Source organism: Homoserinibacter gongjuensis (assembly GCF_030161875.1).
Taxonomy (GTDB): domain Bacteria; phylum Actinomycetota; class Actinomycetes; order Actinomycetales; family Microbacteriaceae; genus Homoserinibacter; species Homoserinibacter gongjuensis.
In genome coordinates, this window is the sequence record NZ_BSVA01000001.1 from 741,129 (window position 1) to 754,211 (window position 13,083).

The 13,083-nt window shown below is 65.3% G+C and carries 7 protein-coding genes, 3 tRNA genes and 2 pseudogenes; 5 read left to right on the forward strand and 7 right to left on the reverse strand.

The genetic code is table 11. The annotated features are described in order from the left end of the window. Positions 1–76 precede the first annotated feature (76 nt). Positions 77–445 (forward strand): RidA family protein, encoded by a 369-nt coding sequence (locus tag QQK29_RS04065; protein ID WP_284298007.1) that lies wholly within the window; start codon positions 77–79, stop codon positions 443–445. A 92-nt stretch (positions 446–537) separates the two neighbouring features. On the opposite strand, the gene QQK29_RS04070 is transcribed toward QQK29_RS04065, so the two are convergent. After that, positions 538–786: a hypothetical protein gene (locus tag QQK29_RS04070; protein ID WP_284298009.1), complete on the reverse strand. Its 249-nt coding sequence runs from the start codon at positions 784–786 to the stop codon at positions 538–540. Positions 787–1,197: 411 nt separating this feature from the next. Further along, positions 1,198–1,272: transfer RNA gene (locus tag QQK29_RS04075), tRNA-Met, on the reverse strand. A 1,073-nt stretch (positions 1,273–2,345) separates the two neighbouring features. Here QQK29_RS04075 and QQK29_RS04080 point away from each other — a divergent pair. Together QQK29_RS04080 and QQK29_RS04085 are read left to right on the forward strand one after the other, a co-directional pair. Beyond that, positions 2,346–2,825, forward strand: coding sequence for a HEPN domain-containing protein (locus tag QQK29_RS04080; RefSeq protein WP_284298011.1), 480 nt, complete (start codon positions 2,346–2,348; stop codon positions 2,823–2,825). A gap of 316 nt (positions 2,826–3,141) precedes the next feature. After that, positions 3,142–3,432, forward strand: a pseudogene (locus QQK29_RS04085) (transposase); the annotation flags it as partial. 150 nt (positions 3,433–3,582) lie between these two features. On the opposite strand, the gene QQK29_RS04090 reads toward QQK29_RS04085, so the two are convergent. The 5 genes from QQK29_RS04090 to QQK29_RS04110 form a co-directional block, all read right to left on the reverse strand. Continuing rightward, positions 3,583–5,310: a helicase-related protein gene (locus QQK29_RS04090; RefSeq protein WP_284298015.1), complete on the reverse strand. Its 1,728-nt coding sequence runs from the start codon at positions 5,308–5,310 to the stop codon at positions 3,583–3,585. After that, a complete protein-coding gene (locus QQK29_RS04095) occupies positions 5,232–6,824 on the reverse strand; it encodes a DEAD/DEAH box helicase (protein ID WP_284298018.1) in 1,593 nt (530 codons plus the stop codon). The genes QQK29_RS04090 and QQK29_RS04095 overlap by 79 nt, the downstream gene beginning before the upstream one ends. Before the next feature lie 218 nt (positions 6,825–7,042). Next, on the reverse strand, positions 7,043–7,888 hold the full coding sequence (locus QQK29_RS04100) for a hypothetical protein (RefSeq protein WP_284298020.1): 846 nt from the start codon (positions 7,886–7,888) through the stop codon (positions 7,043–7,045). 235 nt (positions 7,889–8,123) lie between these two features. Next, positions 8,124–8,197, reverse strand: a tRNA-Met gene (locus tag QQK29_RS04105). 44 nt (positions 8,198–8,241) lie between these two features. After that, positions 8,242–8,313 (reverse strand) — tRNA-Thr (locus tag QQK29_RS04110). Between the two features lie 207 nt (positions 8,314–8,520). On the opposite strand from QQK29_RS04110, the gene glgX reads away from it, so the two are divergent. After that, positions 8,521–10,710 carry a glycogen debranching protein GlgX gene (gene glgX, locus QQK29_RS04115; RefSeq protein ID WP_284298022.1) on the forward strand — a complete coding sequence of 730 codons (2,190 nt, stop codon included), beginning with the start codon at positions 8,521–8,523 and terminating at the stop codon, positions 10,708–10,710. 25 nt (positions 10,711–10,735) lie between these two features. Then, positions 10,736–13,039, forward strand: a pseudogene (gene treY, locus QQK29_RS04120) (malto-oligosyltrehalose synthase). Positions 13,040–13,083: the final 44 nt, after the last annotated feature.

Below are 13,083 nucleotides of genomic sequence, written 5' to 3' on the forward strand. Positions count from 1 at the left end.
GGACGCAAGAACAGGCATTGGGTGGGGGCTCCCGCGAGTCACGGAAGGCGAGTAGGAATAGCCCATGTCGCGCTCCGTGATCCGCACGACCGATGCCCCCGCAGCGCCGCCGACGTACAGCCAGGCGACGAGGGCGGGCGGCCTGATCTTCGTGTCAGGCACCTCACCCGTCGATCCGGCGACCGGCGGGTTCGCCGGGGAGACGGTTCAGGAACAGACCCGCCAGTGCCTGACCAACATCCGGGCCATCCTGGAATCGGCGGGCAGTTCGATCGACAAGGTCGCGAGCGCCACCGTGATCCTCGCCGACGAGGAGGACTTCGCCGGTATGAACGAGGAGTGGCTGCGATGGTTCCCGACGGACCCACCCGCACGGCAGGGAGCGAAGTTGCCGGTGCGGGTGCCGGGTCTGAAGGTCTCGATCGCGGTGATCGCCGAAGCGTGACGCCCGGAGTTGTCGCGGGCACGAGCCTGCCCCACCCGTGCGGCATGCGACGCGCGTCAGTTGACGAAATCGTCTAGGAAGGGTCTGGCTCGCTACCGCGAAAAGCGCTGCTGGGCGGCCTGCTTGCTCACGCCGAGCGCGGCCCCGATGACCGTCCACGAGTCGCCGGCATCGCGCGCGGCACGCACTGCCTCGCGCAGTCGCTCTTCCGCGGATGCCACGGCTTCGTTCGCCGCGATGATCGCGCGAAAGTGTGTGGCGTCGCGTGCGGACGTCGCCGCGGGGTCGAGTCCGTCGAGCCCGGTGTCGTCAATGCGTGTCGTGGTCGCGATGCCGATCACCTCATATAGTCGTAGAACTTCGCGCGCAAGCGGTCTGCGTGGATGACTCGCGTGGGCGAGCCGACAGGCACCGCCACCAGCTCCAACATCGAGCCGCTCGTATCCGGGCCGATTACGAGTAGCCGTTCCTCGCCGACGTACTCATACTCAACCAGTCGCACTGCGTTCCTCCAGGCGTGCAAGATATCCGCGTTCGAGATGCCGTGCTTGCGTGCACTGATGGCGATCCGTATTGGCGTCAACCTTATCTTGACGGCACAGGCAGGTCAAGGAATTCTTGACGTCGCGAGGCGGATGGGATGTTGTCGGAGCCTACGCGCGTGTAACGGCTTGACGCCGCGGTTGTCCACAGCATGTGTCGGTACGACGCCACCGGCGAAGGAGTCAGGTAGGGCAGATCGGGAGATTCGGTAGCTGAGGCGGGACTCGAACCCGCGACCTCACGATTATGAGTCGTGCGCCCGAACCCTAGGAGCTCGATCACCCCGCGCGTGGTGATCTCGCCTCCGTTTCGCTGATCGGGTGGTTGATGGACGATGTCGTCGACCCAGATGCAATGAGGTGGGATCGTGGCCAAAATGTGTCCACGGTAGTTCTAGTTCGCTCAGTTGGGACAGATGCGACGATCTACCGGACTGACGGTCGGCTTTCACGTGCGAGATGATGGAAACGGAGCTAGCGCATGGCCCGAAACACCGACGACATCGTTGCCGATCTGACGTTTGCATCGGCGGGAATACTTCCCGCTCTTGGAATCGAGACTTGGAACCACGGCTGGGCATTCGAAGACTACCGGCGCTCGAACAAGGCTGCTTTCGACGGGCGGGATGGCCCGGCCACATTCTCCCCGAGGCGCTTGAGCGGTGGGAGCGCGCGACGGCGCAACTCCTGCGAGACCCTCGCATGGCCAGCCGCTGGGATCCCGACGAAGTCTGGGGTCTCGTTGTTTCGCTCTGCGAGACAGCCCGTCACTTGGGTGACCGCAGCGCGTCGTTCATCCACGACAACGTCCAACGAATGCTCACCGCCGATGTCGCGTGCACGATCCTGCTTATCGCAAATACCACTTGGGGCACAGACCCGATGGACCTCGGCGACGCCGTCATCGGAGATGCGGGTGAGGGGTTCCTCGAGGCATTGACGGACGCTTCCCGAGGACGAATAGTGCCCTCCTCGGAACGAAGCGCTATGTGGCTGGAAGACCAAGTGACACCACGAATGCGACGGCCAAAGCGACCCGCTCCTACGGCGATAGCGTGTTGGACGTCCGGGCAACGTGCGCTTGCAGTCGATCACGCGAGCAGGGCGATGCGGGAGATCGTTCACCTTCCGCTCCTATTGGAACAGGACCTAAAGGCATTCGGAGTCTTCCGGCGAGGTGAGCTCAATCGACCTGGTGTCAGGGGCTGGCTCTCGATCGTGGGGCGGTTGAAGCAGCCATCTCGGGCGGAAGGTTTGGGCTCGAACTCGCGGCTCAGCCTCTGACTGTCACCGGGGTTATGCGCAGCGGTGACCCTGTGCACTGGTACAGCGCTGAGCCGCTTCCACTTGGGCGGCTCATGACGCAGGCACACATTCGTGAAGCTGTCGTCACCTGTCTCAGCAACGATCCGGTCGCGAAGCGAATACGCGTGGCCGCGCGGTGGTACGCGCAAGCCCACTACGCAGAGAACGCTGAAGACTCAGCCCTCGCTCTCGGTGTCGGTATGGACGCCATGCTTACCGCGCGACAGCCGCTTCCAGGATCGGCAATGGCAGATCGAATCGCTTGGCTCGTGCGCGATCCCGCCGCGCGATCAGAAGCGCGGCGCGATTACTTGCGGTTCTTTGGCGTCAGGAGCGCTGTCGCTCATGGGGCTAGCAGTTCGAAACTTCACGATCCGTCGTTTCTTCCCGACTTCTTCAACTTCGTGACTGCAACCGCTTGGCGGCTGCTCGACCTGCACGAGTCCTTCCACCCCACTACTGACGCTCAGCTCGACGATCTGTTCGAGAGCCTGCGACTCGGAACTACAGCTTGGCCGGCGGCGACTGCCTAGTGGGCCGCTGACAAATCGAGCCATTTTCTGCTCCCCAGAACAGGCGGCACTTTGGCATTTCCGGACCCGTCGCGCCGGGTGGGCGTCAGCGGCGACCGGTCTTGGCCAGGGGAGAACCACCGACGATGTGCCAGCCGGCACAATAGGGGCAACCAACCACCTGAGACGGCTTGTTGCCGCGCCGAAGGGAGTTCGGTGACGTCCCTGGGGGTGGTGTAGTTCTCGGGCTCGGGTGTCACGTCGTTGACGTGAGGAGCCATCGTGCGATGGTCAGTGAGAACTGTCTAGGAATCTCACGGAAGGACACAAACGCACGATGGCTCTTGACCAGTCTGCCCTCCTCGAGCTGCTCGGGGAACTGAAACTCACCGATGTCACTGACCGGATCCGGGTCGCGACCGAGACGCTCTATCAGGAACTGATCGACGCGGAAGCGACCGCGGTGATCGGTGCGAGCCCGTTCGAGCGCTCTGCGACCCGTACCACGCAGCGCAACGGCTTCCGGGCGAGGACGCTGTCCACGACTGCCGGGGATCTGGAGTTGCGGATCCCGAAGCTGCGGCAGGGCAGCTTCTTCCCGTCGCTGCTGGAGGTGGCGTCCCGCCTGACCGCCCGTTCTACTGGAGCCTCTATTAGCCCTGCTTGGGTCCGGGAATGGCTTGACATGCGGTTGGCGAGACGTCACCGACGTGTCTGAGGGTTCGATCGGCGCAGTCGACACCGGGACCGGCGACAGTTTCAGTCGCATCCTGCCGGACTAGTCCTCGGACAAAAGCCCGATGGTCAGCTCGTCCGACTCGATGTTCAACTCGAGTCCGAATCCAGTGTCCAAAATGCTCTGTACATCCGAGTGGTCGCCTGACGCCACAAACGCCACTGCACGCTCATCCATGTAGACGACGAGCGGCGCCGGGGGCGTCTCACCGTCCAGCGATCGCAGTGCGATGGACCCTGAAGTTTCCGGGTTGAGCTCAATCCAGGACAAGGATGCTCTCGCGACGCCGTCCTCAAGCAAAGAGCGAAGAAGGCTTCGCCGGCGGACTCGAGTGAAGTCAACGAGGTCCAGAACCTCCGAAGATGTCGCCGCGAACTGGTTACGCCAATCGCCGATGCTGAGTTCAGCCAGCCAACTACGAAGTTCATCCACCGATTCGGCCTCAATTGGCGCACTTTCGGCAAGCACGTTGGCCAACCGGCGCGATCGGAAGCCTGACCTCATCAAGCGAAGTGCGCGCAAATCTTTGACCCCATACCGAATGTAGCCAGAGAGCTCGGGGCAAAGCCTTTCCTCTGAGTCGAGACGTTCGAGATGGAGATTGATCAGGTCGACCAGGGCGCCGACGGTCCACGCGAAGTAGTGCTCGCAGTGGTTGGTCACCGCGGTGACAGCCTGCTCCAACCTCCACGACGGCGGTTCGACCGCCGACAGGAACTGTTCTGCAAGATCCGGAAGCGACGCGCCGTTCATCCAAGAACGAACAAGGTCGGCTGGGCCAACCGAGACATCTTGGCCGCGAGGGGTGACGCGAAACTCCCATTTGGGCGCTTCCGGTAAGTCGAGCAGTGTCGGCAAGTATGGGCCCAAGAAGGAAAGAGCGACCGACGGGGAGCCGAGATCCTGGGAGCCGTCAACTTCAGAAGCAAGTCGAAACGCAAGGTGATCCATCCACCGTGCTGTCGAAATTGAGGTCCCGGTGCGGGGCCACCGCCGTCGCTCCGTTGGCTCTGTGGCGAGGTAAGCAAGTTTGGTTGCCTCGGCGAGGGGCTCGTAGACCGCGCGAGCAGCTAGCGACTGGGAGGCCATCAGGGTGGAACCGACAATCGCTTCGACGTCCGCAGAGAATGACTCGGGTGACTCTGTCTCGTCGGTCGCCAGCATCAACCAGACAAAGCTAATGAAGTCAGCGGCAACGCCGGCGGCCGAGAAGATCGCGTCGGTGTCTTCTCGAGCCGATCGCTCCAGCGCCGCAACCGATACCAGAGCATCCTCGACAATGAGAGAGGACGTTACGGCGAGCTCGTCAGCGTCGGGATTGAGATCGTCGAAGTCCTGCGAAGATGGCGCGGCAGCCCGCACCAGAACTATCCATCCCTCGGTTTCTCGACCAGCGCGACCTGCTCGTCCCATCGCATTCACGAGCCTCGCCCCGCGCAGACGGCTGTCCTCGGGCTGGCCCTGGTAGCTCTGGTCGTACAGAACGACTGTTCGAACCGGCAGGTTTACGCCGTCAGTCAGGGTCGACGTGCACGTCAAGAACGGCAGCGAATCGTCTTTGACCGCCTCTTCCAGAGCCTCGAGAACCTCAACAGGCAAGCCGGCGTGGTGAAACGCTGCACCACCGAGGAGTGCCTGTACTAAAGGATGCTCCGGTCCCAGCTGCTGCCGCACGAAGTCGACGAGCGAACTCAGCCTTGGGTGCTCCACCTCGTTCGATGCTGCAAGGGCAGCAGCGAGGGATTGGGCTTGGAGCTTCGTGGTGGCCACCACAAGAACGGAACCTGCGTGACCGAGCGCCCGAACCATGTCTGCCGCAATGACATAATTCTTGGTCGAGCGATCTCCGTCGACCTTCGTCTGTTGAGGCCGCTCTCCCCGTCCTTCGACTTGCGAACCAACCGCCACCCGGTGTCGCCCTGGGTCGACAGAGTCGTGACCTGACCGTTCGCGAGACGAAGGCGAATGAGTCCCTTCAGCTCAGTCGTGTGCCGGAAAGGCCAAACCGTACCCGCGCCACTCTCGACCGATGTGAGCTCCCAGTCGGCATCGGTGTTGAAGACGGCATGGAGTCTGCGTGGCCCTCTCCAGTCAGACTCATTGACCAGAGCCGCTCCGTTGGGGCTAAGCCATTGCGCTATCGATCCCACGTTCCCCATTGCCGCCGAGATCAGAACGATGCGGTGGTCGGTTTCTCGAGTCAGGAGATCGAGCGCTGAGATCGCTGACTCGAGCGCGAATCCGCGCCCTTGCTCCTTCAACAGTTGGGCTTCGTCAAACACGAACATCCCATACCGATCCAGAGTGCCCGATGCGTCATGTCGAATGAGTTGGACGAGTCGTTCGGGCGTCATCACGTCGACGTCGGAAGGCTCGTCATTCCCACCGTCGAACGTCATTAGATCCCACAGCGTCGGATAATCGGGAAGCTCGGGCCCTGCCTCCTTCTGGAGCATTCGCACTCGCCGAGCCATCGCACGCCGAACTTCTCGGCCCAGGCTTCTGGTTGGCACGACGTAGCAAACGCTTCGATTACTCTCGGCCAAGAAGTTCGCAGCAAGTAGTTGCGCCATCAAGGTTTTGCCGCCGCTTGTTGGAACGGCCAGGACCATTCGTGTGACGTTGCCATTGAGCGGTGATGGCGTCGACGCCAGGAGATTCCGCTGCGGCTCCCACAGCGTTACCACTGCAGGGCTGCCCGACGCGAAGGTCTGGCGGACTACCGACGGAACCGAGGGCGGAAGGATCGTTGGGTTCCAGACCGAGCCCGCCCACGCCTCGTCCACGAATTGAAGGATGTGTCCGGCAACCCATCTCGCGTTCAGGTCCTCGGGACCAACTTCGTCTGCGACTACAGCACGCAACCGTTGCAGGCCTCGATCACGCCTCTCCAGATTTCCGCGAACCAAGAAGTGAAGTAGGTCCTCGGCTCCAAGAGTGACGAATTGCGACGGACCGTAGGCAGTTGATCGGAGATCAGTCAGCTCCGAGATTGTGGCAAGGTCGGCAAACTGACGTCTCCAAACCGCAAATCGCTGGAACAGAGTGCGGGCGTCCAGTCCCAGAAAGGCCGCGCCCACCTCGAGTGGTGCGAGAGCGAGCTGACGGGTTACGTCGAATTCTTCTTGATCATTGGTCTTACGCAGGCGTTCGGAAATAGCCGTTGCGTTCGGCTCCCGGCCGCCTCTGCGATAGCCGATAGCCGAAGCGAACCCGAACGACAGCATCTCTTCGCGCGTGCGATCGGGATTCGCCATCGCCAGATCGAACACGTGGGCGCTCACCAGGAACGCTTGGCGCTGCCTGACCAGCGTGTATCTTTCGGCAGCCCCGCTCACGGAAGCGATCCCGTGAAGGTACCAAGCCGTGTCGAGCAACTCTGGCGCGATTCGATCCCGCCGCAGTATCAGACCGATCTCGGCGGTCGCGAGCAGATCCTGCAATTGCTCGGGAGTTGGAAGCCCCGAACGCTGGGCCAGGGCGCCACCGAGTAATGCGATATCTAGAGCCCGCTCCACACGATGTCCTTCACTCTCGATGCGAAGCCCGCAAAGTCGGGAATGGCGACGACAATTGCCTCCGTTTGCGCGGGGAGCGCGAACGCGGGGAAGGTGGCGCGAATTGAACCGAAGCTGCGGTGGCTATGTGGAGCCGTCGACGCCGACGTGCCGACCGAGACGCCCACCCCGGCCTTCGCGCTGCGGTCGAACCACAGATCAACCATCGAGGAGTACATATCTCTCAGGGAGACGTCTTCAATCATCGACTCCGGCCCCGAAAGTTTGGCGAGGTATTCGTGCCCGCGCTTCGCGAGTTGCTTTCCTGCGCGGTTGATGGTCCCAGAAATGACCGCTTGAGCAGTGTGCTTCTTAATCTCCCAAAGACGGAACACGTAATCGCCAGAAGGATTCGCGTAGACAACAAGCCCATCGCCTCCCGGCTCGAGCGGATCTGCTTTCACGGGATGAGCGCGAACCAGAACACGGCCGTCCCGCGCGACGAGACGTTCGGCAATAACGAGGTACCAAATCAGCTCCGCTATGTGCCCTTGAAGGTGATCGTCGTTCGGTGGGTTGTCAGGCGTGCCAAAACCGATCGACATGAAGGTTTCGACCGCCTTCAACGCCGTGCCAGTTTCGGGCGGCCCGCCGTCACGCCTGCCGCGCCACCGGTCAAGGACGGGAGACTCGCCGCAAACGATTTGCATAGCAGTGTCAGCGAGCAACTGAGCCGCAGCTTCTCGTTCGGCGCCTCCGAGCTCGAGGCCTCCGATCACGTACTCGACAGCAGAGTCCGCGGTGCTCTCGCTCAGTACCAGCAGCGGCGTTAGTGCGGTTGCGCGCGCCAACCTGACCTCCTCTCCGAGCAGAGGTTATCGATGTCGGCAGCCAGATTGGGTTAGATGCACCTACTCATACGCACGCCGGCCCGCGAGGCCAATGATCTACTGGCCTCCGCCTCGTAGATCGGCGCGAGACGTGGCCAAAATGTGGCCAAATGGCCACAACTGACGAGCAACGAAAGGCGGCTCATCTCATCCACGCCTTTGAATGGACCAGAAGAACCCCTGATCAGACCATGTGTAGCTGAGGCGGGACTCGAACCCGCGACCTCACGATTATGAGTCGTGCGCTCTCACCAACTGAGCTACTCAGCCGCACGTCCACCGGCCTGAGGGTGGAGCCCCGGACCGGTGAACAGAGCCCCGAGTCAGGATTGAACTGACGACCCCTTCCTTACCATGGAAGTGCTCTACCACTGAGCTATCGGGGCGCACCGCGGATCACGCCGAGGCACCGCAAGAGCCTACCATCCGCCAAGGGGCCGTCACGCCATCCGCCGCCGCCCCTGCGACGCCCTCGCGGGTGCCTTCGCACGGCATCCGATCGACGTCAACCCCTCGCCGTGACGGCGCCGCGTGGCTAGCGTCGAAGCTGCGACGCGTCCGTCGCGCCTTCCCCCTGACGACGAAGGGCGCCCATGCACACCTGGCCCGGATCGGCCTACCCGCTCGGAGCGACCTTCGACGGCAACGGCACCAACTTCGCCCTCTTCAGCGAGGTCGCCGAGAAAGTCGAACTCTGCCTGTTCGACGACGACCTCGTCGAGACGCGCTGCACGCTCACCGAGGTCGACGGCTACGTGTGGCACGCCTACCTGCCCGGCATCCGTCCGGGGCAGCGCTACGGATACCGGGTGCACGGCCCGTGGGACCCCGCGAGCGGGCAGCGCTGCAACCCCGCGAAGCTGCTGCTCGACCCGTACGCGAAGGCGACGACCGGCGAGATCCGGTGGGGGCAGTCGCTGTTCTCGTACCGCTTCGGCGAGGAGGACTCCTTCGACGACACGGATTCGGCATCCGACATGATGCACGGCGTCGTGGTCGACCCGTTCTTCGACTGGAGCGGCGACCGCGCACCGCGCACGCCCTACGACGAGACGATCATCTACGAAGCCCACGTGAAGGGGCTCACCCAGCTGCACCCCGAGATCCCCGAGGAGCAGCGCGGCAGCTACGCGGCGCTCGGGCATCCCGTGGTGATCGCGCACCTGCAGAAGCTCGGCATCACGGCGCTCGAGCTCATGCCCGTGCACCAGTTCGTGCACGACTCGGTGCTGATCGAGCGCGGGCTGCGCAACTACTGGGGTTACAACTCGATCGCGTTCCTCGCGCCGCACGCGGAGTACGCCTCCGCCGGTGCCCCCGGTCAGCAGGTGCAGGAGTTCAAGGGCATGGTGCGCAGCCTGCACGCGGCCGGCATCGAGGTCATCCTCGACGTGGTCTACAACCACACGGCGGAGGGCAACCACCTGGGGCCCACCATCTCGATGCGCGGTATCGACAATGCCGCCTACTACCGGCTCGTCGACGACGACAAGCGCTACTACATGGACTACACGGGCACCGGCAACTCCCTCAACGTCGGCCACCCGCACACGCTGCAGCTCATCATGGATTCGCTGCGCTACTGGGTGACCGAGATGCACGTCGACGGCTTCCGCTTCGACCTCGCGGCGACCCTCGCCCGCGAGTTCTATGAGGTCGACCGGCTGGCCACCTTCTTCGAGCTCGTGCAGCAAGACCCGATCGTGTCGCAGGTGAAGCTCATCGCGGAACCGTGGGATGTCGGACCCGGCGGCTACCAGGTGGGCAATTTCCCGCCGCAATGGACCGAGTGGAACGGCAAGTACCGCGACACGGTGCGCGACTTCTGGCGCGGGCATCCCTCGACCCTCGGCGAGTTCGCCTCGCGCATCACCGGATCGGCCGACCTCTACGAGCAGACCGGGCGGCGCCCCGTGGCGAGCATCAACTTCGTAACTGCCCACGACGGTTTCACGCTGCGCGACCTCGTCTCCTACGATGAGAAGCACAACGACGCCAATGGCGAGAACGGCGCCGACGGCGAATCGCACAACCGCTCCTGGAACAGCGGAGCCGAGGGCTCCACCGACGACCCCGCCATCCAGGCACTGCGCGCACGCCGCCAGCGCGACCTGCTCGCGACCCTGCTGCTCTCGCAGGGCGTGCCGATGATCGCGCACGGCGACGAGCTCGGTCGCACTCAGCAGGGCAACAACAACGTCTACGCGCAGGACTCCGAGCTCAGCTGGGTGAACTGGGAGCAGGCGGACACCGCGCTCATCGAGTTCACGGCGGCCCTCGCCGGCCTGCGGCGCGATCACCCCACCTTCCGCCGCCGCCGCTTTCTCGAGGGCCACCCGCTCGATGAGACGCGCGATGCGCGCCCCGACATCGCGTGGCTCCGCCCCGACGGCCAGCGGATGCGACCGGAGGATTGGGATGCCGACTTCGGCAAGTCGATCGGCATGTACCTGGGCGGCGGCGCGATCCCCGGTCGTGACGTGCGCGGCGAGCGCATCGTCGACGACGACTTCCTCGTGTACTTCTCCTCGCACGACGGCGACGTCGACGCGACGCTGCCCGACCTCGGCCCCAGCGCCTGGACGGTGCTCGTCGACACGAGCGGCGCCGCGGTCAACGCGACCCTGCGCACCGGCGACACCCTCACACTCGCCCCCTTCTCGATGGTCGTGCTCACGGAGTTCATGGCCGAGGAGGAGACGGGCGACGACGCGGTGAGCAGTTCGCTCACGACGGCGGCGGCAGCTCGCCCGCCCGCCGTCGTCGACCCGGGGGTGGCATGAATCCGCTCCCCGCTCGACGTACCGCATCCAGCTGACCGCCGAGTTCCCGCTCACCTCCGCGGCCGAGCTGGCCGACTATCTGCGCACGCTGGGGGCCGACTGGTTCTACCTCTCGCCGCTGCTGGCCGCGACCCCGGGCTCCCCGCACGGCTATGACGTGGTCGACCACGCGCGCGTCGATCCGGGCCGCGGCGGCCCCGACGGGCTCGAGCGGCTCTCGCGCGCCGCCCGCACCCGCGGGATGGGGGTGCTCGTCGACATCGTGCCCAACCACATGGGCGTCGGCGATGCCTCCGCCAACAGCTGGTGGTGGGATGTGCTGCGCCTCGGCCAGGACTCCCCGCACGCGCGCTTCTTCGACGTCGACTGGACCGCGGGCGGCGGGCGCGTGCGCATCCCGGTGCTCGGCGAACCGGTGACGGATGCGGCGGCGTCCGGCGCGCTCCGCGTCGAGGGCGATGAGCTGCACTATTACGAACACCGCTATCCGCTCGCCCCCGGCACCGGCGACGACGGCGCCCCCGTCGAGGTCGTGCACGACCGTCAGCACTACGAACTCATGCACTGGACGCGCGCCGACGCCGAGCTCACCTACCGACGCTTCTTCGGCGTCAACGAGCTCGCGGCCGTGCGGGTCGAGCTGCCCGAGGTGTTCGCCGCCACCCACCGCGAGATCCTGCGCTGGATCCACGAAGGCCTCGCGCAGGGGCTGCGGGTGGATCACCCCGACGGCCTGCTCGATCCGGGCGGCTATCTCGACGACCTGGCCGAAGCGACCCGCGGATGCTACGTGCTGGTCGAGAAGATCCTCGAGCCGGGCGAGCAGCTCCTCCGTTCTGGGCCACCGCCGGCACGACCGGGTACGACGCGCTCGGCGACCTCGACCGCGTGCTCGTGGACTCGGCGGGGCGGGCACCCTGGGCGCCCTCGACGCGCGACTGCGGGACGGCGACCGCGCGGCACCCTCCTGGCCCGACCTCATCCACGGCACCAAACGGGCGATCGCCGACGGGCTGCTGGCCTCCGAGGTGAACCGCCTCGTGCGCGAGGTGCGCGGCGCGGGCGACGCTGCCGAGCATCCGGATGCCGAGGTCGCCGACGCGCTCGCCGAACTGCTCGCGTGCTTCCCGGTGTACCGCAGCTACCTGCCCTTCGGTATCGAGCACCTCGAGCGCGCCCTCGCGGACGCCGAGCGGCGACGCCCCGAGCTCGCGGGCGTGCTGCACGCGCTCGGACGACTGCTGCGCGACCCTCCCACCCGGTGGCCCGGCGTTTTCAGCAGACTTCGGGCATGGTGATGGCCAAGGGTGTCGAAGACACGGCGTTCTATCGCACCTCGCGGCTTGCGAGCCTCACCGAGGTGGGCGGCGACCCGTCCGAGTTCGCGATCGACGTCGCCGAGTTCCATCGCCGCCAGCAGGCGCGGCTGGCGAGCTGGCCCACCTCGATGACGACGCTCTCCACCCACGACACCAAGCGCGGCGAGGACACCCGCGCCCGCATCGACGCGATCACCGAGGTGCCCGAGCTGTGGGAGGAGTTCGTCGACCGGCGACGCGCCGCCTTCGACCTCGGCGACGGCGTGCTCGAGAACCTGCTGTGGCAGTCGGTAGTGGGCGCGTGGCCACGCGAGCGGGAAGCGCTGCACGGTTACGCCGAGAAGGCCGCGCGCGAGGCGGGGCTGTCGACCCGGTGGACGACGCCCGACGCGGTCTTCGAACAGCGTCTGCACGCGTTCATCGATCGCCTCTTCGACGACCCCGACACGCACGACGACCTCGAGCGCATGGTGTCGTTCCTGCAGCCCGCCGGCTACTCGAACGGCCTCTCCGCCAAGCTCATGCAGCTCACGGCGCCGGGGGTTCCGGATGTCTACCAGGGCAGCGAGCTGTGGGAGCGTTCGCTCGTCGACCCCGACAACCGTCGCCCGGTCGACTTCGGCCTGCGACGCAAGCTGCTCGCCCGGCTCGACGGCGGCGAGCTGCCGCCGGTGGACGAGTCGGGCGCCGCGAAGCTGCTCGTCACGAGCCGGGCGCTGCGGCTGCGGCGCGATCGAGCGGAGCTCTTCACACGCTACGTGCCCCTCGTGGCCGCGGGAGCCGCATCCGAGCATGTGGTGGCGTTCGACCGAGGCGGCGCTATCACCATCGCCACCCGTCTGCCGATCGGGCTCGAGAACGCGGGCGGCTGGGGTGCCACCGAGCTGCTCGCGCGCGAGGGCACCTGGCGGGATGCGCTCACCGGCCGCGTCGTGGAGGGCGGCGCCCTGCCGCTCGCGACCCTGCTCGAGCGCTACCCCGTCGCGCTGCTCGTGCGGGAGGACGCGTGATCGCGCGGGTGTGGGCGCCGCGAGCCGCGACGGTAGAGCTCGAC

What these genes read in the sequence shown, in the direction of transcription:
- QQK29_RS04080 (WP_284298011.1), top strand. Translation starts at nt 2,346, where the DNA reads ATGACGCAGGCACACATTCGTGAAGCTGTCGTCACCTGTCTCAGCAAC.
- glgX (WP_284298022.1), top strand. Translation starts at nt 8,521, where the DNA reads ATGCACACCTGGCCCGGATCGGCCTACCCGCTCGGAGCGACCTTCGAC.